The organism is Microbacterium sp. NPDC089188, assembly GCF_040685155.1.
GTDB lineage: Bacteria > Actinomycetota > Actinomycetes > Actinomycetales > Microbacteriaceae > Microbacterium > Microbacterium galbum.
In genome coordinates this window covers 497,808-523,042 of sequence record NZ_JBFBHH010000004.1, presented here as the reverse complement: position 1 = coordinate 523,042, position 25,235 = coordinate 497,808, and the positions used below count along the sequence as shown (strand labels likewise).

Below are 25,235 nucleotides of genomic sequence, written 5' to 3'. Positions count from 1 at the left end.
GGATGTCTGCCACGCCCGATCCCCGCACCACGACCGCCACCGGCGCCGACGTTCGCGTCCGCTTCTGCCCGTCCCCGACGGGCCTGCCCCACGTCGGTCTCATCCGCACCGTCCTGTTCAACTGGGCCTACGCCCGGCACAACGGCGGCAAGCTCGTCTTCCGTATCGAAGACACCGACGCCGCGCGCGACAGCGAGGAGAGCTACCAGCAGCTCCTCGACGCGCTGCGGTGGATGAACATCGACTGGGACGAGGGCGTCGAGGTCGGCGGCCCGCACGCGCCGTACCGGCAGTCGCAGCGCCATGAGATCTATCGCGAGGTGCTCGACAAGCTCGTCGCGGCCGGCGCGGTGTACGAGAGCTACTCGACGGCGGAGGAGATCGACGCCCGTAACGAGGCCAACGGCCGCGCGAAGCAGCTCGGCTACGACAACTTCGACCGCGACCTCACCGACGAGCAGCGTGCGGCCTTCCGCGCCGAGGGGCGTCAGCCCGCGTGGCGTCTGCGCGTCCCCGATCACGACCTCAGCTACGTCGACCTCATCCGCGGCGAGGTGACGTTCCCGGCGGGGTCGTTCCCCGACTTCGTGCTCGTGCGCGCCGGCGGAGTGCCGCTGTACCCGTTCGTGAACCCGGTCGACGACGCGCTCATGGGCATCACCCACGTCATCCGCGGTGAAGACCTCATGCCGTCGACGGCGCGCCAGCTCGCGCTGTACTCGGCCCTGGTGGATGCCGGGGTCACGACGTTCATCCCGCGCTTCGGCCACATGCCCCTCGTGCTGGGCGAGACGGGCAACAAGAAGCTGTCGAAGCGCGACCCGCAGGCCGATCTGTTCCTGCAGCGCGAGAAGGGCTTCATCCACGAGGGCCTGCTCAACTACCTCTCGCTGCTGGGGTGGTCGCTCGCGAGCGATCGCGACGTCTTCTCGCTCGACGAGATGATCGCCGCCTTCGACATCGCCGACGTGAACCCGAACCCGGCACGCTTCGATCAGAAGAAGGCCGAGGCGATCAACGGCGACCACATCCGCATGCTGGATGCCGACGACTTCGCCGCGCGGATCGTCCCCTACCTCGCGGGCGCGGGGTATATCGGGGAGGAGCCGTCGGAGGAGCACCGTGCGATCATCGCCGCCGCAGCGCCCCTCGTGCAGGAACGCGTGCAGCTGCTCGGCGAGGTCCCGGGGATGCTCGGCTTCCTCTTCGTCTCCGACGTGTCGTACGCCGAGGACGCGCTGAAGGGGCTTCCCGCGAACGCGGCGGAGGTGCTCACGGCATGCTCCCGCGCCCTCGAGGGCGTCGACGACTTCACCGCCGCCGGTGTGCAGGCGGCGCTGTCGACGGCGCTCGTCGACGAACTGGGACTCAAGCCGCGCGTGGCCTACGGTCCGCCGCGCGTCGCCCTGACGGGCCGGCGGGTGTCGCCGCCGCTGTTCGAGTCGATGGAGATGCTCGGGAAGGACGAGACGCTGCGGCGCCTGAACGCTCTGGTGCAGCACCTGGGCTGAGCGTCCTCGTCCGCGCGACGCGCGCGGGCGGGGCGGGATTTGGCAGGGGAGCGGCTCTCACGTAAGCTTGATCCTCGGCACGAGTTCCGGCTCAGCGCCTTGGGGTATGGTGTAATTGGCAACACGGCGGTTTCTGGTTCCGTTGTTCTTGGTTCGAGTCCAGGTACCCCAGCTTCGAGAAAGGTCCCGACGGTCGAGAGATCGTCGGGACTTTTCCGTTTCTCCCAGCCCACGCCGAAGCGGCGGGCCCACACTGGTGCGATGGGACTCTTCGTACAGCGACCCGAGGAATCGAGCGAGTGGGCCGGGCTGCCCGGTGAGCCGGTGCGGCAGCGGACGCGCGCCGAGATGCTCCCCGACGATGAGCACCCCGAAGCCTCCCCGGCCGGTCTGCTGGGGCTCGTCGACGCGCCCATCGCTTCGATCGAGATCCCGGTCCCGCCCGCCGAGGGCGCGAGGGACTGAGCGCGTGATCATGCGTCGCGCCGCGACTCCGCCGTCGCGCGCCGAACGGGGGAGGCCGCGCGTCGTCGCCGCGGTGGCGGTCGGGCTGCCGCTCGTCATCGCGGGCTGCGCGCCCACGGCATCCTCCCCTGTCATTCCGGCCGAAAGCGCCCCCGCGCCCTCTCCGTCGGCGTCGCCGGGGGAGCAGGTGCCGGAGCCCGCCATCGCGTCGCCTGACGACCTCGCGGGGACCGATGTCCGCGTCGCCATCGGGAGCGCGCTCGTCGTCGCCGTCCCCGACGGCACCGAGGCGGAGTGGGCCGGTACCACCGCCGACGTGACGATCGCGGAATTCTCCGCCGGCGGACCCTCGGAGGGCGCGGTGTTCCGCCCCGGGTTCATCGCCCGCGCGCTCGGGACGACGGCTGCGACCGTCACCGGCCCTGACGGGAAGCAGGTCGACTTCACGATCTCCGTGGTGGCGCCTTAAGCACCGACCGCTCGTCATCTCGTGTCGGGCGGGGGTCTTCGAGGCCCGCCCGTTCGTCGCGCGGGGAGAGCGGTGGAGAACCGCGCGCCCGCGCGCCGCTGTGCCGCGCCTTTCCCGTGAGGACGCGTGGCGCCGTGTCGGTGCGCCGCGCATCTTCGCTGGATCCGATCATTATGTTGCCCTGTGTGGGTTCATGTTGTACTGTGTGGGAATCTTCGAAGGAGATCCCGTGTACGCAATGGAGCGCCAGCAGCTCATCGAGCGCGAACTGCGCGAAGTCGGACGCGTCAGCGTCGTCGATCTCGCCCGCCGCTTCGACGTGACGACGGAGACCGTGCGTCGCGACCTCGACCGTCTGGAGAGCCTCGGCTCCCTCCGTCGCGTCCACGGCGGAGCGGTCGACGCCGGTCGGGCCAGCACGGCGGAGTCCCCGCTCACCGAGCGCCGCGAACGTCACGGCGATGCGAAGCGCGCGATCGCCGCGACCGCGGTCTCGCTGCTGGGTCCGGACTTCCGCGGCTCGGTCTTCCTCGATGCGGGGACGACGCCCGCCGCGGTGGCCGCTCTGCTGCCCGAGGCTCTCGTCGCGGGTGTCGGCGCCGTCGAGGTCGTGACGCACTCGCTCGAAGCGGCGCACGTGCTCTCCGGCGATGACCGCCTGTCGCTGACCACCATCGGGGGCCGCGTCCGCGGGGTCACCGCCGCCGCGGTCGGCGCGCACACGGTCCGCACGATCGGTCAGCTGCGGCCCGACATCGCCTTCGTCGGCACGAACGGCCTCAGTGCGGGCTTCGGCCTCAGCACGCCCGACCCCGACGAGGCCGCGGTGAAGGCCGCCATCATCCAGTCGGCCCGCCGCGTCGTGCTCGTCGCGGATGCGGCCAAGTTCGGAGAGGAACTGCTCGTGCGTTTCGCCCAGCTCGACGAGATCGACGTCCTCGTCACCGATGCGACCCCGCCCGCCGATCTGGCCGACGCCCTCGCCGACGCCGACGTCGAGGTGCGTGTCGCATGATCGTCACCCTGACCGCCAACCCCTCGGCCGACCGCGCCGTCGTGCTGTCCGACGCCCTCGTCCCGGGCGAGGTCCAGCGCGCCGTGTCGTCGCGGGAGGATGCCGGGGGCAAGGGCGTCAACGTCGCGCGCGTCGTCACGGCTGCCGGCGCCCCGGCCCGCGCGGTCGTGCCGGTCGGCGCCCACGACCCCTATCGCGTCCTGCTCGAAGACACCGGCATCGGCCTCGACATCGTCGAGGTGGCCGGTCGTGCCCGCGCGAACCTCACCATCACCGACCCCGCCGGCGAGACGACCAAGCTCAACCTCCCCGGCGCGGAGCTGAGCGCCGCCGAGGCCGAAGCCCTCACGGCGGGTGTCGTCGCGGCGGCCGAAGGCGCGACCTGGCTCGTGCTCGCCGGTTCGCTGCCCCCCGGGGTCCCCGCGTCGTTCTACGCCGATCTCGTGTCCGCGGTCCGCACGCGGTGGGGTGTCGCCGCTCCGCTCATCGCCGTCGATGCCTCGGGTGAGGCCCTCGCGGCCGTGGTCGAGAGCGCGCGCCCCGACCTCATCAAGCCCAACCACGAGGAGCTCGCCGAGCTGGTGGGCGAGGATGCCGCGGACGACGTCGACGTGCTCGCCGAGGCGGTGCGTCGTGCCACGGCCCTCGTGCCCGGCCGTGTGGCATCCGCTCTCGTGACCCTCGGCGCCGATGGCGCCCTGCTGTTCACGGCCGAGGGAGCCTGGCGCGGACGCGCCCCCCAGATCCAGGTCGCCAGCACGGTCGGCGCGGGCGACAGCTCGCTCGCCGGCTATCTGCTGGCCGATCTCGACGGGGCCTCGGCCCCCGACCGTCTCGCACGCAGCATCGCCTACGGCGCCGCTGCCGCGACCCTGCCGGGGACGCAGGCCCCGACACCGGCCGATCTGCCCGCGGGCCCGATCGCCGTATCCGATTTCGCCACCCCCATCGCCACATCCTGACCACGGAGGTCACGACAATGTCCGACATCATCACTCCGGAGCTCGTCACTCTCGACGTGCCCCTGGGCACCGACAAGCAGTCGGTGATCCGCGCCCTGGCCGAGCGCGTCGTCGCGCAGGGCCGCGCGACGAGCGCTCAAGAGCTCTTCGACGACGCGTGGGCCCGCGAGCAGAAGGACGAGACCGGCCTGCCCGGCGGCATCGGCATCCCGCACGCGCGGAGCGCGTCGGTCACCGAACCGACCCTCGCCTTCGCCCGCCTCACGCCGGGCGTCGACTTCGGCGCCCCGGACGGTCCCGCCGACATCGTGTTCCTCATCGCCGCGCCGGCGGGCGCCGACGAGGCCCACCTCGCGGTGCTGTCGCAGCTCGCCCGCAGCCTCATGAACGACGGCTTCATGTCGGGTCTTCGTGCAGCGACGACGCCGTCCGACGCCGTGCGCATCATCACGGATGCCGTGAACCCCGCGCCGGCGTCCGCCCCGGCCGCCGAGGCCCCCGCCGCGACCCGCGCCGAGGCGCGCACCGCCACGGCGACCAAGACGAAGAAGATCGTCGCGGTCACCGCGTGCGCCACCGGCATCGCCCACACCTTCATGGCCGCCGACGCGCTCACCGCGGCCGGTGCCGAGACCGACGGCGTGGAGCTCGTCGTCGAGCCGCAGGGCTCGAGCGGCTACAAGGCGCTCCCGCAGAGCGTGATCGACGACGCCGACGCCGTGATCTTCGCGGTCGACGTCGACGTCCGCGAGCCGCAGCGCTTCGCGGGCAAGCCGGTCGTCCGCGCCGGCGTCAAGCGCGGTATCGAACAGCCGAAGCAGCTCATCGCCGAGGCCCTCGCCGCGTCCGAGAACCCGAACGCCGCACGCGTGCAGGGCGGCGCCGCCACGGCATCCGCCTCCGACGCTCCGGCGGCCCAGCAGTCGGTCGGCCGTCGCATCCAGCGGTGGCTGCTCACCGGTGTGAGCTACATGATCCCGTTCGTCGCCGGTGGCGGTCTGCTGATCGCCCTGGGCTTCCTGCTCGGCGGCTACCAGGTGACGCAGAACGCCGCGAACGTCATCATCCAGAACTCGCTGTGGGACCTCCCGACCGACGGCATCACCTCGCCGCTCGGCCCGATCGGCCAATACCTCGGCTCGGTGGCCTTCATGATCGGTGCGACGTCGATGGGCTTCATCGTCGCCGTGCTCGCGGGCTTCATCGCCTACGCGATCGCCGATCGCCCCGGTATCGCGCCCGGCTTCGTGGCCGGTGCCGTCGCCGTGCTCATGAACGCGGGCTTCATCGGCGGCATCATCGGTGGTCTGCTCGCCGGCTTCATCGCCTGGTGGCTCGGCCGCTTCGACGCGCCGCGCTGGTTGCGGGGCCTCATGCCCGTCGTCATCGTGCCGTTCCTAGGATCGATCTTCGCCTCGGGTTTGATGATCCTCTTCCTCGGTCGTCCGATCGCCGCCCTCATGGCCGCCCTCACCGACGGTCTCAACTCGCTCGCCGCCTCGGGCGCCGGTGCGATCCTGCTCGGCGTGATCCTGGGCCTCATGATGTGCTTCGACCTCGGTGGACCGGTCAACAAGGTCGCCTACGTCTTCGCCACCACGGGCCTCGCCGCCGCCACGCAGACCAACACGGCTCCGTACCTGATCATGGCCGCGGTCATGGCCGCCGGTATGGTCCCGCCGCTCGCGATGGCCCTGGCCTCGACGCTTCTCGCCCGCAAGAAGTTCACGCCGGTCGAGCGCGAGAACGGCGCGGCCGCGTGGCTGCTCGGCGCCTCGTTCATCTCCGAGGGGGCGATCCCGTTCGCTGCGGCCGACCCGCTGCGCGTCATCCCCGCGTCGATGGTGGGCGGTGCCATCACCGGTGGTCTGAGCATGCTGTTCGGCACGCAGTCGTTCGCCCCGCACGGCGGCATCTTCGTCTTCTTCGCGATCAACCCCTTCTGGGGTTTCGCCCTCGCGATCGTGGCGGGTACCGTCGTGACGGCGCTGATCGTCGTCGCCCTCAAGGGCATCGGCCGCAGCACCAAGGACGCCGCCGTCGCCGAGACTGCTCCCGCAGCCACGGTCGCCGCGTAACACCCCGTCGAATCGGAAGGATTCACCATGGCAGAACGTCAGGCCACCATCGCCAGCGCCTCGGGCCTCCACGCCCGCCCCGCCAAGCTCTTCGTGCAGGCCGTGCAGGAGAAGAAGGTCCCGGTCACGATCGCCGCCCAGGGCGGTCCCGACCTCAACGCGGGCAGCATCCTGTCGCTCATGGGTCTCGGCGCCGGCCACGGCACGGTCGTGACGCTCAAGGCCGAGGGCGAGGGTGCCGAGCAGGCGCTCGACGAGCTCGTCGCGCTCCTCGAGACCGACCTCGACGCGCAGTAAGCACTGGTTTCTCAGAACACCGGATGCCACGGGCCCCAGGGCTCGTGGCATCCGGTGTTTCTGTGTGCCCGGCGGGCCGTACACACCTACTCTGAACAGGCGCGAATTGGTCGCTCAGGACGTAAACGGCGTTGGTCTGCCGGAGTCGCGCCGTCTCGGGGCGTCAGACCTCGACCGAGTCGCCCGGCTTCAGATCGACGAAGGAGCCGCCGTTCTGCTCGACCGCCCACGTCAGGCGGGCGTCGCCCATCTGTTTGCCGGCGACCGACAGGGTCATGTCGTGGGTGGCGAACACCCGCTCGGGCTTGACCGCGAGGACGTAGTCGATCGCGTCGCCGATCTTGAGCCAAGGGGCCCCGACCGGCGCGGCGAGGAGCGAGACCTTCTTGTGCTTCGGCACCGCGTAGGAATCGCCGGGGTAGTAGAGCGTGTCGTTGACGAGGACGCCGACGTTGTCGACCACGGGGATCGACTCGTGGATCACCTCGTGACGTCCGCCGAAGAACTCGAGGTGGAACGGCCCGAGATCGAGCCGGTCGCCGGGTTTCACGACCATCACCTCGAACCCGGCAGCGGCGTCGCGAACGCCCTCGGGGCCGTAGATCGGCACGTCGGGGTGGGCCTTCTGCAGTCGCGTCAGGTGCTCCGGGGTCCAGTGGTCGGGGTGCTCGTGCGTGATGACCACGCCGACGAGACCCACCAGGTCTTCGAGGGGCGAGGTGAAGCTGCCGGGATCGATGACGAGCGTGTGCCCGGATTCGACGACGACGAGAGCGGCGTGTTCGTGTTTGGTGAGGCGCATACTCCGATCCAACTCCCGGATGCCAGGGGGCGGCAAGCGCTGGCGCGTGAGGTGAACAGCGTCTAACGCCTCTTCCGTTGACCGCCGGATCGCGGTACCGTGGCCGGACACGCCCGGGATATCGGCGGCTCGGCCCCGATTTTGCGTGCGCGTCATTCGTGGTGCATACTTGAACACGTTGCGACGCGGCCCCATCGTATAGCGGCCTAGTACGCCGCCCTCTCACGGCGGTAACGCGGGTTCGAATCCCGCTGGGGTCACCAACACGAAAAAGAGCTTCGACCGAATGGTCGGAGCTCTTTTTCGTTGTCGGCGACCTCGGTAGGACGAGGAGCCGCATGCGCGGGTTGGGCCCCACCGCCCGGAGGCTCCGCGCGCCGTGAAGCGGCGCGTGGAGGGGGCGGAGGGAGAATCCCGCTGGGGTCACCAACACGAAAAAGAGCTTCGACCGGATGGTCGGAGCTCTTCTTCGTTGTCGGCGACGTCGGTAGGACGAGGAGACGCATGCGCGGGTTGGGCCCCACCGCCCGGAGGCTCCGCGGCATCCCTTCAGCTCTCGCGTGCCGCGCGGCGGCGGCGGACGATCCGGCGCGCGCCCCACACCACCGCCGCGGCGATCGAGGCCACGGCGATCCACGGCAGCAGGAACCCGAGACCGATGACCGCCCCGTTCAGCGTCGCGACGAGCCCGTTCCACCCGGCGGAGAGGCCGTCGCCGAAGCCGGCCGGGTCGGCGGCGACGGATGCCGTGCGGGCGGTCAGCTGCACGCTCAGCGACGACATCGCCACCTGGGAGGACAGCGACTGCAGGACCTGCCGATCGCTGTCGAGCTGAGCCTGCCGCTCCGCGAGGGCGGACTCGGCGGCGATGAGGTCGGACACCGAGCCGGCCTGGGCCATCAGTTCGGTCAGCCGGGCCACCGAGGCCTCGCCGGCGGCCACCCGCGCGCGCAGATCGATCGCCTGGTCGGTGACGTCGGACCGGGTCACACTGGTCGCGGTGACCTCGCCCACGTCGCCGAGGCCGTCCATCACGCCGGTGAGCGAGTCCGCGGGCACTCGGACCGTGATCCACCCGGACGAGAGCGTCGCGCCGGTCGTGGCACCCTCGAGGGGCATCGCGACACCGCCGTCACCGAGTTGCGAGGATTCGACGTAGCCGCCGGCGGCGGTGGCGGTGTCGCCGATCGCCTCGATGGCGGTGCCGATGTCGTCGACGGCCACGGTGCTGGACCCCGTGGCGACGATCTCCCGCCCTGGGGTGGCCGTCGACGCGGAGGCTTCCGACCGGATTCCCGCGCCGCTCTGGTCGGGGGCGACCGGGGCGGAACCCGCCCCCGCGCCGGCGAAGCCCTGGGCGGACTGATCGGTCGTCCCGCTCTCCGGCGCCCTGTCGGCTGCTCCCACGGCGGTCGACGAACCGCTGAGGCCCGAGGTCGTGCCGAGCGAGGGGCCCACGACGGCGGCCACCACGACGACGGCCGCGGCAGCGCCGACGCCCGTCCACACGCCGCCGCGACGACGGCGACGACGGTCGCGCTCATCGGCGATCCGCCCGAAGACGGCCGTCTCGATGGCATCCACACGATCGGCGGGAAGGGTGGGGAGGGTGGGGCTGCTCATGGTGTCTCCGTCTCCATCGCGGTGGCGCGCATCCGTGAGCGGATGCGGGAGAGGCGGTTGCGCACCGTGCCGTGCGACACGCCCAGCGAGGCGGCGGCGGCCTCGTACCCGTAGCCCTCCGCCGCGCACAGCCGGAAGATCTCGCGGTCGAGCTCGCTCAACCGGTCGACGGCGGCCAGGATGGCGGCGACGGTCTGCACCTGCACGACCTGCGCTTCGACGTCGACGATGGAGGGGATGTCCGCGTCGAGTTCGGCGTGACTGCCGTGCCGCCGACGCGCCCGCAGGCGATTCTGCGCCTGCAGGCGGCAGATCGTCGCGAGCCACGGGAGGAGCGAATCGCCCTCCAGGCGCAGCGTCGGGATCTTCCGCCACGCGACGACGAAGGTCTCCTGGGTGACGTCCTCCGCGTCCGCGGCGTGGCCGACCAGCCCGAACGCGACCCAGTACACGGGCCGCACATAGGCGCGATACAGCTCCCGGAAGGCCACGTCCGACCCGGCGGCGGCGCGCGCGACGAGGGCTCTGTCGTCGATCACGGCGTCGGTCATCGGCATCCCTTCCCGGTCGGGCGAGGCTCTTCGAGCACTCTCTCATTGAGAGGTGTCCGCGCGCGGCGGATCGTCTCGCACAACTACGCACGCAATGAGAAGTACTTGCATAACCCGCGGGCCGACGAAGGGCGCTCGATAGACTCGAGCGTTTCCCCCGGAGAAAGGCCACGCGATGGAGCTGCAGCTCGACCCGCTCTTCCAGACGATCACGCTGGTGGTGCTGGTCGTCATCCTGATCGCCGACCTGCTGATCATCCTCAAGCGTCCGCATATCCCGGCGCCCAAGGAGTCGACGCTGTGGGTCGTCTTCTACGTCACTCTCGCGCTGATCTTCGCGGGCGTCCTGTGGATCGTCGCCGGGGGAGAGGTCGCAGGCCAGTTCGTCGCCGGCTGGCTCACCGAATACAGCCTGTCGATCGACAACCTCTTCGTCTTCGTGCTGATCATGGGCCAGTTCTCGGTACCGCGTCGCTACCAGCAGGAAGTGCTGATGGTGGGCATCATCATCGCGCTCGTCCTGCGCGGGGCGTTCATCCTGGTCGGCGCGACGATCATCGAGAACTTCAGCCCGATCTTCTACCTCTTCGGCCTGTTCCTGATCTACACCGCGATCCGGCAGGCGTTCCCGGGCGACGACGACGACGATGCGCAGAAAGAGAACCTCATCGTGCGGACGCTGCGTCGCGTGCTGCCCATGAGCGACTCCTACGACGGCAAGAAGGTCATCACCCGCGTGAACGGCAAGAAGCTGTTCACGCCGATGATCATCGTGTTCGTGGCGATCGGTGTGACCGACCTGCTCTTCGCGATCGACTCCATCCCCGCGATCTTCGGCATCACGCAGAGCCCGTTCATCGTGTTCACCGCGAACCTCTTCGCCCTCATGGGTCTGCGCCAGCTGTACTTCCTGCTCGGTGACCTGCTCGACCGCCTGAAGTACCTGCACTACGGCATCGCGTTCATCCTCGCCTTCATCGGCGTGAAGCTCATCCTGCACGCGATGCACGTCAACGAGCTGCCGTTCCTCAACGGCGGCGAGCCGATCGAGTGGGCGCCCGAGATCTCGACGTGGGTCTCGCTCGCGGTGATCATCCTGTCGATGGCGGTGGCCACGGTCGCGAGCCTGATCGCGGCGCGCCGGGAACCGGATGCCGATGGACGTCAGGATGCTGCGGCGGTCGTCGCCGACGAGAAGGGCACCCCCTCGACGGTGGAGCAGCCCGAGCGCGACTGATCCGGCGGCGCAGCAGGATTGCGCGAGACCGGGAGGACCCTGAGCTGGTCGAAGGGTCCGGACGTGCGCGGGGGACGGTGGCTTCGACAGGCTCAGCCACCTCGCGGGAGCTCGGCCACCGTCGGGGCCCCGGCCTCCCGACGTCCGGGATCTAGAACGCGCGCAGGTTCGCCTGCAGACCGCCGTCGACGTACTCCTCGCGGAGGATGCCGCGGCGTCGGAGGATCGGCACCAGGTCGTCCAGCACCCGGTGCACCGTGACCGGGTGCAGGTCGCCCCACAGGAGCACGCCGTCGTTGCCCCACTCGCCGAGCTCCTCGATGCGGTCGGCGAACTCGTCGGCCGTGCCCACGAAGCCGGAGCCGTCGTTCAAGCGGCCGAGGCGTGCGTGCGCAGCGAGGAGTGTGCGCAGCGGGGTGTCGGCGTCGTGCTTCCCGACGAGGCGCCGGATGCTGCCCTCCGACACGTGCTCGCCGAAGATCGAGCGATCGAGAGGGCGGTCGAGATCCAGACCCGTCAGGTCGGTCTCCAGGTCGCTCGACTGCTTGCGCGCGATCGCGATCAGGGCGTCGTCGGAGGGATCCGCGGATGCCGCCACCAGCCGGTCGGCTTCCTCCGGCGACGACACGAGCACGGGTTGGATCGCGAAGAGGATCTTGATGTCGGCGGCGGAGCGCCCGGCCGCCTCGGCAGCGGCGTGGATGCGCCCGCGATACGCGCGGATGCTCGCTTCGTCGAGCGGCGCCAGCGCGAGCTGAACGTCCGAGTTGTGCCCGGCGAACGACAGACCGCGGCCCGAGCCGCCGGGGGAGACGATGGCGGGCTCGCCGTCGGTGAAGGGGATGGCGTTCAGCGGCCCGTCGAACCCGAAGTACTCGCCGCGGTGATGCGTGGCATCCATTTTCGTGCCGTCGGCGTAGACGCCGGATTCCTCATCGACGACGAGGGCGCCCTCGCCCCAGCTGCGCCAGAGCTGCCGGATGCCGTCGAGCCACTCCTCGGCACGGTCGTACGCCGCATCGTGCCCGAGCCGGGGAGCCGTGGAGAAGTGGCGTGCGCTGCCGGTGTCGGTGACGACGTTCAGGCCCAGGCGGTGCCCGCTGAGGTGCTGGAGCGTCGCGAACTGTCGGGCGGCGGTGTAGGGCAGGGAGGCCGCGGGATTGACGGTCGGGACGACGCCGAGGTGCTGCGTCGCCGCGAAGAGGTACGGTGCGAGCAGCAGCGGGTCGTGCTTGGGGCCGCCGAAGGCGTGGCGCACGCGCAGGTCGATCGTGTCGGCGCTGCCGAGCGAGGGCGCGTCCTCGATGATCAGCAGGTCGAAGCCCGCCTGCTCGAGGGTGCGCGCGGAATCCTGGTAGAGCCCGGGCTCGGTCCATCGGTGGTTCCACCGCAGGTACGGGTGCCCCCAGCCGTGCGGGCCGAAGCCGCGCGCCAGGAACCAGCCGAAATGCTGCAGGCGGCTCACAGGACGACCGTCTTCCGCTCGAGGGAGGGCACACCGACGAGCGCCTGCTCGAGGTCGGCGATGATGTCGTCCACGTCTTCGATGCCGATCGACAGTCGCACCGTGCCCGGGAACACGCCGGCCCGCTCGCGCTCGGCGACCGTGCGTGCGGAGTGGGAGGTGCTCTGCGGATGCAGGATGAGCGATCGCACGTCACCGAGGTGCGTCATGTGCGTGATCAGGCGTACCGACTGCACGAGGTGACGCGCGGCTTCGAGCCCGCCGCGCAGGGTCACGGTGAAGACCGAGCCGTGCCCGGCTCGGAGATACCGCTCGCCGAGAGCGTGGTGGGGGTGCGATTCGAGCCCGACGTAATCGACGCGCTCCACTTCGGGGCGCCCCTCGAGCCACCGCGCGACCACCAGCGCGTTCGCGGACTGGCGCTCGACGCGCAGGCTCAACGTCTCGATGCCCTGGCCGATGAGGAAGGCGTTGAGGGGCGAGGGGGAGGGTCCGAAGCGCGGCGCCACGCTCTCGCGGATGTACTGCCCTCGCGCGCGGGGCCCGTGCTTCTCGGCGTAGCTCGCGCCGCCCAGCCGGTCGGTCTGCACCAGGTGGGGGAAGAGGTGCCCGGATGCCGCGGCGTCGAAGCGTCCGTCGTCGACGATGACACCGCCGAGCACCGCCCCCTGACCGGCCAGGAACTTGCTCGCGGAGTGCACCACGACGGCCGCGCCGTGCTCGATCGGGCGCAGGAGGTACGGCGTGGTGAAGGTGCTGTCGACGACGAGGGGGATGCCGCGCTCGGCACCCACCGCGGCGACGGCGGCGACATCTAGCACGTCGTTGCGGGCGTTGGAGAGGGTCTCGGCGAAGAGGGCCTTCGTCCGGGGTGTGACGGCTTCGCGGACGGCATCCCGATCGGAGACGTCGACGAAGGTCGTCTCGACCCCCAGCCGCGCGAGGTTGTCGAGCAGGAGTCCGCGCGTGCCCTCGTAGATGTGCTCCGAGACGACGACATGGTCGCCCGCGCCGGCAAGGGCGAGCAGGGCCACGGTCACCGCGGCCTGGCCGCTGGAGACGAGGACGGCCTGATCCCCGCCCTCGAGCGAGGCCAGGCGCTCCTCGACGGCCTGCACGGTCGGGTTGCCGGTGCGGCTGTACCCGAAGCCGGCGCCGGTCCCGAAGTGCTCGGCCGATTCGTCGAGGTCGCTGAAGGTGAACCCCGCGGTCAGGTAGATCGGTGTGGCCCGCGGCGTGGCGGGCGCGGTGGCCGAGCCCGCGTGCACCTGGCGGGTCGAGAATCCGGTGTCGGCACCTGCGGTCATGGGGCGCGCTCCTTCCTTCGGGATCGGGTCAGATTCGCACGCCTCGGCGCGGATCGACGAAATGTGCGGCGCCGTGTTACGCGGAAGGGGGTGTCGCGGCCGGTGGTATCGTGACCGGGTGCGGATCGCTCGCCTCCTCCTTAGCGGCCGCGACGAGACCTTGTCCTAGGCCTCTCTCGTCGCGGAGTTCGTCGCGGGCCTCACACCCCTTCCGAGGAGAAACGCCACCATGAGCAGCACATCGATCGACGGCATCCACGTTCCGGAGCGCCCCCGCACCCTGGCCGAGAAGGTCTGGGACGACCACCTCGTGGTCAAGGGTGAGAACGGCCAGCCCGATCTCATCTACATCGACCTGCACCTCGTGCACGAGGTCACCAGCCCGCAGGCGTTCGACGGTCTGCGCGCCGAGGGGCGTCCGGTGCGCCGTCTCGACCTGACGATCGCCACCGAGGATCACAACACCCCGACCCTCGACATCGACAAGCCGATCGCCGACCTCACCAGTCGCACCCAGATCGACACCCTCCGTCGCAACGCCGAGGAGTTCGGCGTGCGCATCCACTCGCTGGGCGACAAGGAGCAGGGGATCGTCCACGTCGTCGGCCCGCAGCTCGGCCTGACCATGCCCGGAATCACCGTGGTCTGCGGCGACTCGCACACCTCGACCCACGGCGCCTTCGGCGCCATGGCGTTCGGCATCGGCACGAGCGAGGTCGAGCACGTGCTCGCCACGCAGACCCTGCCGCTGAAGCCCTTCAAGACGATGGCGATCACCGTCGAGGGCGAGCTGAAGCCCGGGGTCACCGCGAAGGACATCATCCTCGCGATCATCGCCAAGATCGGCGCGAACGGCGGCCAGGGCTACGTGCTCGAGTTCCGCGGCAGCGCGATCCGCTCCCTCTCGATGGAGGGGCGCATGACGATGTGCAACATGTCGATCGAGGCGGGCGCCCGCGCCGGCATGATCGCCCCCGACGAGACGACCTTCGCCTACGTCAAGGACAAGCCGCACGCCCCGCAGGGGCAGGACTGGGACGACGCGGTCGCCTACTGGCGCACCCTCCCCAGCGATGAGGGCGCCGTCTACGACGCGGAGGTGTTCCTCGACGCGAATGAGCTCGAGCCCTTCGTCACGTGGGGCACCAACCCCGGTCAGGGCGTGTCGCTGTCGGACGTGGTCCCGACCCCCTCCGACCTCGCCGATCCCAACGAGCGCGCCGCCGCCGAACGGGCCCTGGAATACATGGACCTCGCCGCGGGCACGCCGATGAAGGACATCCCGGTGGATGCCGTCTTCATGGGCTCGTGCACTAACAGCCGCATCGAAGACCTGCGGGCCTTCGCCTCCGTCATCGAGGGCCGGTCGAAGGCCGAGAACGTCCGCGTGATGGTCGTGCCGGGGTCGGCGCGGGTTCGTCTGGAGGCCGAGGCCGAGGGCCTCGACAAGGTCTTCATCGCGTTCGGCGCGGAGTGGCGCTTCGCCGGGTGCTCGATGTGCCTGGGCATGAACCCCGACCAGCTGGCGCCGGGGGAGCGCTGCGCATCCACCTCGAACCGCAACTTCGAGGGACGCCAGGGCAAGGGCGGGCGCACGCACCTCGTGTCGCCGCTCGTGGCCGCGGCCACCGCCGTGCGGGGGACGCTGTCGAGCCCCGCCGATCTCGACCCGCTCCCCGCGGAGACCGTTTCGGCCGGGGCGGAGGCCTGACATGGAGAAGTTCACGACGCACACCGGTGTCGCCGCCCCGCTGAAGCGCTCGGCCGTCGACACCGACCAGATCATCCCCGCGGTGTTCCTCAAGCGGGTCACCAAGACCGGCTTCGACGACGCGCTGTTCGCCAACTGGCGGCAGGATCCCGACTTCATCCTGAACCAGGACGCCTACCGCTCGGCATCCATCCTGGTGGCGGGCCCCGACTTCGGAACGGGTTCCAGCCGCGAACACGCCGTGTGGGCGCTGCGCGACTACGGTTTCCAGGTCGTGCTGAGCCCGAAGTTCGCCGACATCTTCCGCGGCAACTCCGGCAAGCAGGGCCTGGTCACGGGCGTGATCACCGAAGACGATCTGGAGCGCATCTGGGCCGCCATCGAGGCGCAGCCGGGCATCGAGATGACCGTCGACCTGCAGGCCAAGACGGCGATGATCGGCGACCTCACGGTCTCCTTCGACATCGACGATTACACTAGGTGGCGGCTTCTCGAAGGGCTCGACGACATCGGGCTCACGCTGCGCGATGAAGACAAGATCACGCAGTTCGAGGCGCGCCGCGAGGCATGGCGGCCGCGGACCCTCCCGGTCCGCTGAATCCGATCGACCCGATCGGATCGATTCGCCGCCCCTCGTCCACGAAGTGAGGTCCACCCCCCTATGAGCACACTCGTCACCGATTCCGGAGACCGCACCCCCGGACAGCCGGACTGGGAATCCGCGGAGACCCTGGCCATCCGCGGCGGGCGCCCGCTGCGGGGGACGGTCGAGGTCAAGGGCGCGAAGAACCTCGTGACCAAGGCGATGGTGGCGGCCCTCCTGGGCGAGACCGCGAGCACCCTGCGCGACGTGCCGATGATCAGCGACGTCAAGGTCGTCCGCTCGCTCCTCGAGGTGCACGGCGTCACGGTCACCGAGGGCGACGAGGAGGGCACACTCCACCTCGACCCCTCGGGCGCCGTCGCCGCGCACTTCGAGGAGATCGACGCGCACGCGGGGGCATCTCGCATCCCGATCCTCTTCTGCGGCCCGCTGCTGCACCTGCTCGGTGAGGCGCTCATCCCCGATCTCGGTGGATGCCGCATCGGCGACCGTCCGATCAACTTCCACATGGACGCGCTCCGCGCCTTCGGCGCGGTCGTCGACAAGAGCTACGAGGGCATCCGCATCACGGCGCCCAACGGCCTGCACGGCGCGAACATCACGCTGCCGTACCCGAGCGTCGGAGCCACGGAGCAGGTGCTCCTCACCGCCGTGCGCGCGAAGGGCGTGACGGAACTGCGCAACGCCGCGATCGAGCCCGAGATCATGGATCTCATCGCGGTGCTGCAGAAGATGGGCGCGATCATCTCGTACGAGCCCAACCGCGTCATCTTCATCGAGGGCGTCGACAAGCTCGTCGGCTACGACCACCGCGCGATCTTCGACCGCAACGAGGCCGCATCCTGGGCCTGCGCGGCCCTCGCGACCGACGGTGAGATCTTCGCCAAGGGCGCGCGTCAGCAGGACATGCTGACGTTCCTCAACGTCTTCCGCAAGGCCGGGGGATGGTTCGACGTGCGCGAAGACGGCATCCTGTTCCGTCGTGGCGACGAACTCAAGCCCGTGATGGTCGAGACCGACGTGCACCCCGGCTTCATGACCGACTGGCAGCAGCCGCTCATCGTCGCCCTCACGCAGGCGGCGGGCACCTCGACCGTGCACGAGACCGTCTACGAGAACCGTCTCGGGTTCACCGCCGCGCTGAACAAGATGGGCGCCGACATCGTGGTGCACCCCAAGGGCATCGACAGCCCCGACCGTCGCGTCCCGCGTCGCGACCTCGAGCAGGCGGCCGTGATCAACGGCCCCACGCCGCTGCACGCCGCCGACGTCGAGGTCCCCGACCTGCGCGGCGGGTACAGCTACGTCATCGCCGCGCTGGCGGCCGAGGGCGAGTCGACGGTGCGCAACATCGGCATCATCCGCCGTGGGTACGAGAAGTTCCTCGAGAAGCTCACGGCTCTGCACGCCGACTTCGACGTCGTGGGCTGACGCCGGTGGCCTCGAACCCCGAGAAGAGCCGCCCGAGCGCCTTCTGGCCGCTCGCGGCGATCGTGGTGCCCCTCACCGGGCTCTTCGCCCGCATCGAGATCCGTGGTGCCGAGAACCTCCCGCGGGAGGGGGCGTTCGTACTCGCCCCCAATCACAACTCGGAGTTCGATCCCCTCGTGGTCGCCGTCGCGGTGTGGCGTGTCGGTCGAGCCCCCCGCTTCCTGGCGAAGGAGAGCCTTTTCCGCGCCCCCGTCCTCGGTGCGGCGCTCAAAGCGACGGGGATGGTGCCCGTTCCCCGCACCTCGACGAGCGCCAACCAGTCCATGAAGGCCGCCGAGCAGATCGCCCGCGACGGGCGGGGCGTCATCGTCTATGCCGAGGGCACGCTCACGCGCGACCCCGAGCTGTGGCCGATGCGCGGCAAGACGGGAGCGGTGCGGCTTGCTCTCGCGGGCGACCTGCCCCTCATCCCGATGGCGCAGTGGGGTGTGCAGCAGATTCTTCCGCGCTACGGCAAGCTGCGGTTCCCGCGCCGTTCGCGGGTGATCGTGGAGTTCGGACCGGCGATGGACATGTCGGACTACGCCGCCGCGCCCACCCAACCGGCGACGCTGACCCGGGCGACGGACGCGTTGATGAACCGCATCACGGAGATGCTCTCCGGCATCCGCGGCATTCCCGCGCCCACCGAGCGGTGGAACCCGTCTCAGCACGGGCAGAACGAAACGGGCCGCCTTGACTCGTAAGAACCTGCAGCCGGCCGCGGGTCCGAAGGTCGCCGTCGTCGGTGCCGGCAGCTGGGGCACGACGTTCGGCAAGATCCTCGCCGACGGCGGAGCCTCGGTCGTCATGTGGGCGCGGCGCCCGGAGCTCGCGGCCGAGATCACCGAGTCCAAGCGCAACAGCCGCTACCTCTCGGGCATCAACCTGCCCCGCTCCATGACGGCGACGACCGACCTGGCGGAGGCGTTGACCGGAGCCGAGCAGATCTACCTGTCGGTGCCGAGCCAGTCTCTGCGCGAGAACCTCGCCGCGATCCGCCCGCTCGTGGAGCGCACCGACGTCCCGCTCGTGTCGCTCATGAAGGGTGTCGAGAAGTCGACCGGCCTGCGCATGAGCCAGGTCATCGAGCAGGTGCTCGAGTGCGACCCGGCGCGCATCGCCGTGGCATCCGGTCCGAATCTCGCTCTCGAGATCGCGCGCGAGCAGCCGACGGCCGCGGTCATCAGCTCGCTGAGCCCCGAGACGGCCGAGGCCGTCGCCCGGCGCGCCCGCAACCGGTACTTCCGCTCGTTCGTGAACACTGACGTCATCGGCACCGAGTTCGGCGGCGTGCTGAAGAACCTCATCGCGGTCGCGATCGGCATCGTCGACGGCGTGGGCTACGGCGAGAACACGAAGGCCTCGATCATCACCCGCGGGCTCGTCGAGATGACCGACTTCGCGGTCGCCCAGGGCGCGCAGCCCGAGACCCTGCAGGGCCTCGCGGGCCTCGGCGACCTGATCGCGACGTGCCAGTCGCCGCTCAGCCGCAACAACACCGCGGGGCGGCTGCTCGGCCAGGGCTACGGCTACAAAGAAGTGGTCACGCAGATGCAGCAGACCGCCGAGGGGTTGGCATCCGTCGCGCCCGTGCTGCAACTCGCGAAGCAGGTCGGCGTCGACATGCCGATCGTGCAGCAGGTGAAGATGGTGCTCGACGGGACGATGGATCCCCGCGACATCGCCCCGCACCTGACCACAGACGACGACCAGCCGCAGGGCGAGAGGACGCAGAATGAGCAATCCGGTGGTGGTGGTGCTCTTCGGCGGGCGCTCCAGCGAGCATTCGATCAGTTCCGCCACGGCGGGCGGGGTGCTGCGGGCGATCGACCGTGAGCGCTTCCGGGTGATCCCGGTCGGCATCACCCGCGACGGCGCCTTCGTGCTCGAGGACGACGACCCCGACAAGTTCGCGCTGATCCCCGACGCGCTGCCCGAGGTCCGCGACAACGGCACGCGGGTACGCCTGCCCGATTCGACGCTGTCGCGCGAGTGGACGGTGACGGATGCCGACGGCACCCGCTCGCTGGGCGAGGTCGACGTGGTGCTCCCGATCCTGCACGGACGGTTCGGCGAAGACGGCACGGTACAGGGCCTGCTCGAGCTCCTCGGCATCCCTTACGCCGGCGGCGGCGTGCTGATGTCGGCGATCGGCATGAACAAGCACGTCACCAAGCAGGTGCTCCGCGCGGCCGGCGTGCCCGTCGTGCCGTGGGTGGCCGTCACGCGCGCAGACCTCGCCCGCGACCGCGGGCTGTGGGAGCGGCGGATGCGGGCGCTCGACCTGCCCGTGTTCGTCAAGCCCAACGAGGCGGGTTCCAGCGTCGGTGTGACGAAGGTCTCGCGCTGGGAAGACCTGGACACCGCCCTCGACACCGCCTTCGCCGAAGACGGCCTGGTGCTGGTCGAGAAGGCGATCGTCGGACGCGAGGTCGAGTGCGGCGTGCTGCCCGGGCGCGACGGCGGGCCGGTGCGGGTCTCGGTGGCGGGGGAGATCGTCGTCACGGGCCGCGAGTTCTACGACTTCGAGGCCAAGTACCTCGACGCCCCCGGCGTCGACCTGGTCTGCCCCGCGGACCTTCGCGACGGCGAGCTCGCCGAGATGCAGCGCATCGCCGCCCAGGCCTTCGAGGCGATCGGCGGTCAGGGGCTGGCCCGCGTGGACTTCTTCTACACCGGCACCGAGTTCTACGTGAACGAGGTCAACACGATGCCCGGGTTCACCCCGATCTCGATGTTCCCCACGTGCTGGATCGCCTCGGGCCTGGCGTACCCGGACCTCATCAGCGACCTGCTCGACGCCGCGCTCGAGAAGGCCTGACCCGTCGCGGGGTGCCGCGGCCGCGCACGACCGCGGGTCGTCGAGACGACACGGCGGGGGTGAGCGCCGGGACGAGGCGTGTCTGCGAACCGACCCGCGGTCGTGCTCGCGTCATCCCTCCGCGGGCCGTCGCCGGATTCCGCGCTCTGCCGATCTCCGCATCGTCCCCTTCCGTGCACAACGGCGGGCCGACGGTCCGGCACGCCGCGACTGGATGCCGGTGAGCGGCGTGTCGCCGTGTTCCACCGCCGCGGTGCTCATGGGTGCGCCGTGGCCCCCGGGCCGGGTCCGCTGTCGGAAGGGGGCGGGCTACGGCGCGGCGCTGGGGGTCGCCGTGGCGTCGGACGCCGAGGTGCACACCGAGCCGGTGGGCTGCAGATAGGTGCGGATCAGCGGTCCGAGCGCCTGGGCGACGTCGCCGCTGCTCGCCGCCTCGTAGTCGAGGTAGACCTGCAGGGCGGGGGTGCGACCGAACGTCGTGAGCGTGTAGCGGTTGTCGGCGGCCTGAGACTCGTCGACGAGCCAGTCGACGCCGTCGAAGGAACGGCACGGCAGCGTCGAGGGGCCGGGCGTCTCGAGCCCGCAGGTCATCAGGATCGCGGCGGGGTCGCCCCACGCTCCGGTGGCCTGGGCGTCGGTCCATCGACGTTCCTGGCCCGAGATGGTCTGCGGCAGGCGCGAGACGATGTCGGCGCACGCCGGGTCGTTCGCGTCCTTCGCCGGTTCCATCGCCACCGTCGCGCTGCACGCCGCGAGCCCCGGGAGCAGGGCGAGAGCGGTCAGCAGCGCGAGGGTACGGGGAGAGCGGGGCACCCCTCCAGGCTAATAGCGTGGGAGGGTGACCGACGCCGAGACCACCCCCGAGACAACTGTGGGCGAGCTGTCCGAGGGGCAGGTCCTCCGCGGCATCCTCGATCGCCTCCCGCCCTCGACCGCGCCCGTGGGCCCGGGCGACGACGCCGCCGTGCTCTCGGTGCCCGACGGGCGCGTGGTCGCCACGACCGACACGCTCGTGCACGGGCCCGACTTCCGCCTGGCCTGGTCGTCGCCGTTCGAGCTCGGTTTCAAGGCCGCAGCGGTCAACCTCGCCGACGTGGCGGCCATGGGCGCCCGCCCCGTGGCTCTTCTGGTCGCGCTGGCGATGCCCGACGCGACACCCGTGTCGTTCGTGCAGGGCCTCGCCGACGGTCTCGCGGCGGCGTGCGACGAGCTGGCCCCCGGCTGCGCGGTCGAGGGTGGGGACCTCACCGTCTCGGACACCCTCACCATCGCTGTGACGGCGCTCGGCAGCCTCGAGGGGCGCGACCCCGTTCGCCGTTCAGGTGCCCGCGTGGGCGACGGCGTCTACGTGATCGGCGAGCTCGGCGAGGCGGCGAGGGGGCTCGAGGTGCTGTTCCGGCGTTTCACCGACGCCGACGGCGCCCCCGTCTCCCTGACGCCGCAGGCCCGCGCGGCGCTCGACCCCCTCGACGCACGGGCCGTGTCGCGCCAACTCGCCCCGCGCCCGCCTCTGGCCGCGGCGCTGGCGGCCGCGGCATCCGGGGCGACGGCCATGATGGACGTCTCCGACGGTCTCGTCCTCGACGCCACGCGCCTGGCCGACGCCTCCGACGTCACGATCGAGATCGATAGTGCCACGCTCGGCGATGAGCCGGCGCGCGCCCTGGACGGGGGAGAGGACCACGGGTTCCTCGTCGTGTTCCCCCCGGATGCCGAGCCCCACGGCCGTCGCATCGGCACGGTGGTCGCCCGGGGCGACGACGCGGTGCGGGTCGACGGGCGCGCCTGGGAGGGCCCGGGCGGGTGGGACCCGTACCGCGATTGGGACGCGGGGCGCGGCTGAGGCCGCGGTCCCCGTCGGCAGGGCGTGACCACCGTGCGCGCTCCTGTCGCTCGAACGGCGTGGGCCGCGCGTTCTCCGGCCCTCCCGTCGACCGTGCGACGAGGCGCTCGTCAGGTCGCGGGGCGTCCCCACCACATCGTCGTGTCGCCGTACGCCCGGTCGCGGTCGGCCTCGAGGCCGGCGGCGACCCAATCGGGCGCGGGGGAGCGCTTCGCACGCTCGACGATCACGGTCGCCTCCGGGCTGAGCCGCGGCGCGAGCGCGACGAGCACGCTCGTGATCTCGGTCTCCGAGACGTCGTAGGGCGGGTCGATGAACACCAGGTCCCAGACCTGCGCGGATGCCGCGAGGTAGGTCGTGACGTTCGCGCGGTGCACGCGCGCGGGCGCGGTGACGCCCGCCGTGCGCAGACGGTCGGCGTTCTTGCGGATGAGGGCCGCCGCCGGGGCGGAGAGCTCGACGAGGTCGGCGGACGCGGCGCCGCGACTGAGGCTCTCGAGGCCGAGAGCGCCGGACCCGGCGTACAGGTCGGCGACGCGGGCGTCGTCGAGGACGCCCGCGGACTCGAGAGCGCCGAAGAGGGACTCGCGCACCCGGTCGCTGGTGGGGCGCGTGCCCTTCGGGGGGACGTCGAGGACGGTGCCGCCGGCGCGGCCCGAGATGATGCGCGTCACCGCTCCAGCCTACGGTTTACGGATGCCGCGGATCGGCCCCGCGACCAGGGGCCCGCTCCGGGCGGACCCGAGGTACGGGCGGGTCGTGTCCGAGGGGCTGCCTAGACTCGGAGCATGCCCGGACTCTCGCTCGCGTCCCGCCTCGATGGCGCCGTCGGCGGAAAGACGGCGACGGCGTTCGACAAGGCGTTCGGCGTCAAGACGGTCGGCGAGCTCCTCGAGCACTACCCGCGTCGGTACGCGCGGCGGGGCGAGCTCACGCCCATCGCGACGTTGCCGCTGGGCGAGCCGGTGACCATCGTCGCCGAGGTGGTCAGCGCGAACGAGCGGCGCATGCAGAACCGCCGCGGGTCGCTGCTGGAGGTCGTGATCAGCGACGGCGACGGCCGTATGTCGCTGACGTTCTTCAACCAGCCCTGGCGACTGAAAGACCTCACCCCCGGCCGACGGGGGATCTTCTCGGGGAAGGTGGGCGAGTACCGGCGGCAGACGCAGCTGACGAACCCCGACTACGAGCTGTTCGACGACATCGCCGAAGCGCGCGCCGAAGCGGAGGTCACCGCGAAGCGACCCATTCCGATCTATCCGGCCACGAGCTCCGTCCCGAGCACGCTCGTGCAGAAGACGATCGCGCTCGTCCTCGACGGGCTGGGCGAGATCGACGACCCCCTGCCCGACGATCTGCGCGCGCGCCGCGGCCTCCTCGACGCCCGCGCCGCGCTCGAGCGCATCCATCGCCCCGAGAGCGACGACGACATCCCGCCCGCGGTCGAGACGCTGCGCATGCAGGAGGCCTTCGTGCTGCAGACCGCGCTGCTGCAGCAGCGGCAGTTCGTGCGTGCGCTCTCCGCCGCCCGACGTCCCGCCGCCGCAGGAGGGCTTCTCGAACGCTTCGACGCCATCCTCCCGTTCGACCTCACTCCCGACCAGCAGAGCGTCGGCGCGCAGCTGGCGGCCGACCTCGTCGGCGACTGGCCGATGAACCGGCTCGTGCAGGGCGAGGTCGGGTCGGGCAAGACCCTGGTCGCCCTGCGCGCCATGCTCCAGGTCGCCGAGTCCGGCGGCCAGTCCGCGCTCATCGCGCCCACCGAGGTGCTCGCGGGCCAGCACCTGCGCTCGATCGCCCGCATGCTGGGACCGGAGCTGGCCCCCGAGCTCATGCCCACCCTCCTCACCGGGCAGATGCCGGCGGCCGAGCGTCGGAAGGCGGCGCTGCGGGTGGCCTCCGGTCAGGCGCGCATCGTCGTCGGCACCCACGCGCTGCTGAGCGCGACCACCACCTTCGCCGACCTCGGGTTCGTCGTGGTCGACGAACAGCACCGCTTCGGCGTCGACCAGCGCGAGGCGCTGCGCTCCAAGGGCGACTCTCCGCACACCCTCGTCCTCACGGCGACGCCCATTCCGCGCACCGTGGCGATGACGGTCTTCGGCGACCTCGACGTCTCGACCATCCGCACCATGCCGGCCGGGCGTGCCGGCATCCAATCGTTCGTCGCTCCGCTCGCCGAGAAGCCGGGCTGGTTCGCCCGGGTCTGGGACCGCGTGGCCGAAGAGGTGGCGCTCGGCCGGCAGGCCTTCGTGGTGTGCCCCGCGATCGACGCGGAGCAGGTCTCCGCCGACGGCAAGAGCGACGAGCCCGCCGACGCCCCGGTCGCCACCGCCGCGGGCGAGGGAAATCGCACCCGATGGGGCGTCGTGCAGGTCGACGCGCTCCTCGCACAGCTGCCGTCGTTCGCCGACATCCGCGTGCAGATCCTGCACGGCAAGATGGCCTCCGACGAGAAGGATGCCGTCATGCAGGCCTTCTCGCGCGGCGACATCGACGTGCTGGTCGCCACCACGGTGATCGAGGTCGGCGTCGACGTGCCCAACGCATCGACGATGGTGATCCTCGAAGCCGATCGCTTCGGCGTCTCGCAGCTGCATCAGCTGCGCGGGCGCGTCGGCCGCGGCGGTCTGCCGGGTCTCTGCCTGCTCGTGACGGAGGCTGCTCCGGGCACCTCCGCCCGGTCGCGGGTCGAGGCCGTCGCCGCGACCCTCGACGGATTCGCCCTCGCCGAGGTCGACCTCGAGCTGCGCGGCGAGGGAGACGTGCTCGGCGGCGCGCAGTCGGGGGTGCGGTCTTCGTTGCGGCTGCTGCGCGTGGTCACGGATGCCGCGCTCATCACCGAGGCCCGCGCCGAGGGCGAGCGCGTCCTCGCCGACGACCCGGCGCTCACCCGGCATCCGGGCCTCGCCGCCGCCCTGGAGCGGCGCGTCGGCGTCGAGGAGCGCGCCGCGCTGGCGAAGTCCTGAGTGGTCGGCCCCGCGGGGGAAGCTCCTCGCTA

At 71.0% G+C, this 25,235-nt stretch carries 23 protein-coding genes and 2 tRNA genes; 18 read left to right on the top strand and 7 right to left on the bottom strand.

The annotated features are described in order from the left end of the window. Nucleotides 1-2 precede the first annotated feature (2 nt). From gltX to AB0N80_RS15625, 8 genes are all read left to right on the top strand, one after another. On the top strand, nucleotides 3-1,511 hold the full coding sequence (gltX, locus tag AB0N80_RS15660) for a glutamate--tRNA ligase (RefSeq protein ID WP_363579284.1): 1,509 nt from the start codon (nucleotides 3-5) through the stop codon (nucleotides 1,509-1,511). Between the two features lie 100 nt (nucleotides 1,512-1,611). Then, nucleotides 1,612-1,683 (top strand) — tRNA-Gln (locus AB0N80_RS15655). An 89-nt stretch (nucleotides 1,684-1,772) separates the two neighbouring features. After that, on the top strand, nucleotides 1,773-1,976 hold the full coding sequence (locus AB0N80_RS15650) for a hypothetical protein (RefSeq protein ID WP_363579282.1): 204 nt from the start codon (nucleotides 1,773-1,775) through the stop codon (nucleotides 1,974-1,976). 4 nt (nucleotides 1,977-1,980) lie between these two features. Then, the gene (locus AB0N80_RS15645) at nucleotides 1,981-2,445 is read left to right on the top strand and encodes a hypothetical protein (protein ID WP_363579280.1); all 465 of its coding nucleotides are present in this window, start codon (nucleotides 1,981-1,983) and stop codon (nucleotides 2,443-2,445) included. A 229-nt stretch (nucleotides 2,446-2,674) separates the two neighbouring features. Next, a complete protein-coding gene (locus AB0N80_RS15640; protein ID WP_363391989.1) occupies nucleotides 2,675-3,460 on the top strand; it encodes a DeoR/GlpR family DNA-binding transcription regulator in 786 nt (261 codons plus the stop codon). Beyond that, nucleotides 3,457-4,422, top strand: a complete 966-nt coding sequence (locus tag AB0N80_RS15635) for a 1-phosphofructokinase family hexose kinase (protein WP_363579278.1) — start codon at nucleotides 3,457-3,459, stop codon at nucleotides 4,420-4,422. Before AB0N80_RS15640 ends, AB0N80_RS15635 begins: the two co-directional genes overlap by 4 nt. A gap of 17 nt (nucleotides 4,423-4,439) precedes the next feature. Next, nucleotides 4,440-6,500, top strand: coding sequence for a fructose-specific PTS transporter subunit EIIC (locus AB0N80_RS15630; RefSeq protein WP_363579276.1), 2,061 nt, complete (start codon nucleotides 4,440-4,442; stop codon nucleotides 6,498-6,500). Nucleotides 6,501-6,527: 27 nt separating this feature from the next. Further along, nucleotides 6,528-6,797, top strand: a complete 270-nt coding sequence (locus AB0N80_RS15625; RefSeq protein ID WP_058623374.1) for an HPr family phosphocarrier protein — start codon at nucleotides 6,528-6,530, stop codon at nucleotides 6,795-6,797. Between the two features lie 163 nt (nucleotides 6,798-6,960). Here the strand turns inward: AB0N80_RS15625 and AB0N80_RS15620 are convergent, their stop codons facing one another. Next, nucleotides 6,961-7,599, bottom strand: a complete 639-nt coding sequence (locus AB0N80_RS15620; protein ID WP_363579274.1) for an MBL fold metallo-hydrolase — start codon at nucleotides 7,597-7,599, stop codon at nucleotides 6,961-6,963. 187 nt (nucleotides 7,600-7,786) lie between these two features. Here AB0N80_RS15620 and AB0N80_RS15615 point away from each other — a divergent pair. Continuing rightward, nucleotides 7,787-7,862: transfer RNA gene (locus AB0N80_RS15615), tRNA-Glu, on the top strand. 286 nt (nucleotides 7,863-8,148) lie between these two features. Here AB0N80_RS15615 and AB0N80_RS15610 read toward each other — a convergent pair. Next, nucleotides 8,149-9,222 carry a DUF4349 domain-containing protein gene (locus AB0N80_RS15610; RefSeq protein ID WP_363579272.1) on the bottom strand — a complete coding sequence of 358 codons (1,074 nt, stop codon included), beginning with the start codon at nucleotides 9,220-9,222 and terminating at the stop codon, nucleotides 8,149-8,151. Further along, nucleotides 9,219-9,773 (bottom strand): sigma-70 family RNA polymerase sigma factor, encoded by a 555-nt coding sequence (locus tag AB0N80_RS15605; RefSeq protein ID WP_315995487.1) that lies wholly within the window; start codon nucleotides 9,771-9,773, stop codon nucleotides 9,219-9,221. The genes AB0N80_RS15610 and AB0N80_RS15605 overlap by 4 nt, the downstream gene beginning before the upstream one ends. 175 nt (nucleotides 9,774-9,948) lie before the next feature. Between AB0N80_RS15605 and AB0N80_RS15600 the strand changes: the two genes are divergently transcribed. Next, nucleotides 9,949-11,010: a TerC/Alx family metal homeostasis membrane protein gene (locus tag AB0N80_RS15600; protein WP_363579269.1), complete on the top strand. Its 1,062-nt coding sequence runs from the start codon at nucleotides 9,949-9,951 to the stop codon at nucleotides 11,008-11,010. Between the two features lie 151 nt (nucleotides 11,011-11,161). On the opposite strand, the gene AB0N80_RS15595 is transcribed toward AB0N80_RS15600, so the two are convergent. Continuing rightward, nucleotides 11,162-12,475 (bottom strand): LLM class flavin-dependent oxidoreductase, encoded by a 1,314-nt coding sequence (locus tag AB0N80_RS15595; protein WP_363579267.1) that lies wholly within the window; start codon nucleotides 12,473-12,475, stop codon nucleotides 11,162-11,164. After that, the gene (locus tag AB0N80_RS15590; RefSeq protein ID WP_363579265.1) at nucleotides 12,472-13,782 is read right to left on the bottom strand and encodes a PLP-dependent transferase; all 1,311 of its coding nucleotides are present in this window, start codon (nucleotides 13,780-13,782) and stop codon (nucleotides 12,472-12,474) included. Before AB0N80_RS15590 ends, AB0N80_RS15595 begins: the two co-directional genes overlap by 4 nt. Before the next feature lie 229 nt (nucleotides 13,783-14,011). Here AB0N80_RS15590 and leuC point away from each other — a divergent pair, with 229 nt between their 5' ends. The 6 genes from leuC (at nucleotide 14,012) to AB0N80_RS15560 (ending at nucleotide 20,391) form a co-directional block, all read left to right on the top strand. Beyond that, nucleotides 14,012-15,493, top strand: a complete 1,482-nt coding sequence (gene leuC, locus AB0N80_RS15585; RefSeq protein WP_363579263.1) for a 3-isopropylmalate dehydratase large subunit — start codon at nucleotides 14,012-14,014, stop codon at nucleotides 15,491-15,493. Between the two features lies 1 nt (nucleotide 15,494). Continuing rightward, nucleotides 15,495-16,091: a 3-isopropylmalate dehydratase small subunit gene (leuD, locus tag AB0N80_RS15580; protein WP_315995492.1), complete on the top strand. Its 597-nt coding sequence runs from the start codon at nucleotides 15,495-15,497 to the stop codon at nucleotides 16,089-16,091. Between the two features lie 63 nt (nucleotides 16,092-16,154). After that, nucleotides 16,155-17,528, top strand: coding sequence for a UDP-N-acetylglucosamine 1-carboxyvinyltransferase (murA, locus tag AB0N80_RS15575; protein ID WP_363391969.1), 1,374 nt, complete (start codon nucleotides 16,155-16,157; stop codon nucleotides 17,526-17,528). Nucleotides 17,529-17,533: 5 nt separating this feature from the next. Further along, the gene (locus tag AB0N80_RS15570; protein ID WP_315995494.1) at nucleotides 17,534-18,274 is read left to right on the top strand and encodes a lysophospholipid acyltransferase family protein; all 741 of its coding nucleotides are present in this window, start codon (nucleotides 17,534-17,536) and stop codon (nucleotides 18,272-18,274) included. Then, nucleotides 18,264-19,406: an NAD(P)H-dependent glycerol-3-phosphate dehydrogenase gene (locus tag AB0N80_RS15565; RefSeq protein WP_315995495.1), complete on the top strand. Its 1,143-nt coding sequence runs from the start codon at nucleotides 18,264-18,266 to the stop codon at nucleotides 19,404-19,406. The genes AB0N80_RS15570 and AB0N80_RS15565 overlap by 11 nt, the downstream gene beginning before the upstream one ends. After that, a complete protein-coding gene (locus tag AB0N80_RS15560) occupies nucleotides 19,306-20,391 on the top strand; it encodes a D-alanine--D-alanine ligase family protein (protein WP_363579261.1) in 1,086 nt (361 codons plus the stop codon). The genes AB0N80_RS15565 and AB0N80_RS15560 overlap by 101 nt, the downstream gene beginning before the upstream one ends. 309 nt (nucleotides 20,392-20,700) lie before the next feature. On the opposite strand, the gene AB0N80_RS15555 is transcribed toward AB0N80_RS15560, so the two are convergent. Then, the gene (locus tag AB0N80_RS15555) at nucleotides 20,701-21,204 is read right to left on the bottom strand and encodes a DUF3515 family protein (protein ID WP_315995497.1); all 504 of its coding nucleotides are present in this window, start codon (nucleotides 21,202-21,204) and stop codon (nucleotides 20,701-20,703) included. A gap of 25 nt (nucleotides 21,205-21,229) precedes the next feature. On the opposite strand from AB0N80_RS15555, the gene thiL reads away from it, so the two are divergent. Next, on the top strand, nucleotides 21,230-22,234 hold the full coding sequence (gene thiL, locus AB0N80_RS15550; RefSeq protein ID WP_363579259.1) for a thiamine-phosphate kinase: 1,005 nt from the start codon (nucleotides 21,230-21,232) through the stop codon (nucleotides 22,232-22,234). A 110-nt stretch (nucleotides 22,235-22,344) separates the two neighbouring features. On the opposite strand, the gene rsmD is transcribed toward thiL, so the two are convergent. After that, the gene (gene rsmD, locus AB0N80_RS15545; RefSeq protein ID WP_363391962.1) at nucleotides 22,345-22,908 is read right to left on the bottom strand and encodes a 16S rRNA (guanine(966)-N(2))-methyltransferase RsmD; all 564 of its coding nucleotides are present in this window, start codon (nucleotides 22,906-22,908) and stop codon (nucleotides 22,345-22,347) included. 114 nt (nucleotides 22,909-23,022) lie between these two features. On the opposite strand from rsmD, the gene AB0N80_RS15540 reads away from it, so the two are divergent. Continuing rightward, nucleotides 23,023-25,203: an ATP-dependent DNA helicase RecG gene (locus AB0N80_RS15540; protein ID WP_315995500.1), complete on the top strand. Its 2,181-nt coding sequence runs from the start codon at nucleotides 23,023-23,025 to the stop codon at nucleotides 25,201-25,203. Nucleotides 25,204-25,235 lie beyond the last annotated feature (32 nt).

Excerpts from the sequence above, each read along its gene's own strand:
- AB0N80_RS15635 (WP_363579278.1), top strand. The coding sequence starts at position 3,457 with ATGATCGTCACCCTGACCGCCAACCCCTCGGCCGACCGCGCCGTCGTG.
- gltX (WP_363579284.1), top strand. The coding sequence starts at position 3 with ATGTCTGCCACGCCCGATCCCCGCACCACGACCGCCACCGGCGCCGAC.
- AB0N80_RS15630 (WP_363579276.1), top strand. The coding sequence starts at position 4,440 with ATGTCCGACATCATCACTCCGGAGCTCGTCACTCTCGACGTGCCCCTG.
- AB0N80_RS15620 (WP_363579274.1), bottom strand. The coding sequence starts at position 7,599 with ATGCGCCTCACCAAACACGAACACGCCGCTCTCGTCGTCGTCGAATCC.
- AB0N80_RS15625 (WP_058623374.1), top strand. The coding sequence starts at position 6,528 with ATGGCAGAACGTCAGGCCACCATCGCCAGCGCCTCGGGCCTCCACGCC.
- AB0N80_RS15605 (WP_315995487.1), bottom strand. The coding sequence starts at position 9,773 with ATGACCGACGCCGTGATCGACGACAGAGCCCTCGTCGCGCGCGCCGCC.
- AB0N80_RS15540 (WP_315995500.1), top strand. The coding sequence starts at position 23,023 with ATGCCCGGACTCTCGCTCGCGTCCCGCCTCGATGGCGCCGTCGGCGGA.
- leuD (WP_315995492.1), top strand. The coding sequence starts at position 15,495 with ATGGAGAAGTTCACGACGCACACCGGTGTCGCCGCCCCGCTGAAGCGC.
- leuC (WP_363579263.1), top strand. The coding sequence starts at position 14,012 with ATGAGCAGCACATCGATCGACGGCATCCACGTTCCGGAGCGCCCCCGC.
- AB0N80_RS15600 (WP_363579269.1), top strand. The coding sequence starts at position 9,949 with ATGGAGCTGCAGCTCGACCCGCTCTTCCAGACGATCACGCTGGTGGTG.
- AB0N80_RS15610 (WP_363579272.1), bottom strand. The coding sequence starts at position 9,222 with ATGAGCAGCCCCACCCTCCCCACCCTTCCCGCCGATCGTGTGGATGCC.
- AB0N80_RS15590 (WP_363579265.1), bottom strand. The coding sequence starts at position 13,782 with ATGACCGCAGGTGCCGACACCGGATTCTCGACCCGCCAGGTGCACGCG.
- AB0N80_RS15650 (WP_363579282.1), top strand. The coding sequence starts at position 1,773 with ATGGGACTCTTCGTACAGCGACCCGAGGAATCGAGCGAGTGGGCCGGG.
- AB0N80_RS15560 (WP_363579261.1), top strand. The coding sequence starts at position 19,306 with ATGAGCAATCCGGTGGTGGTGGTGCTCTTCGGCGGGCGCTCCAGCGAG.
- murA (WP_363391969.1), top strand. The coding sequence starts at position 16,155 with ATGAGCACACTCGTCACCGATTCCGGAGACCGCACCCCCGGACAGCCG.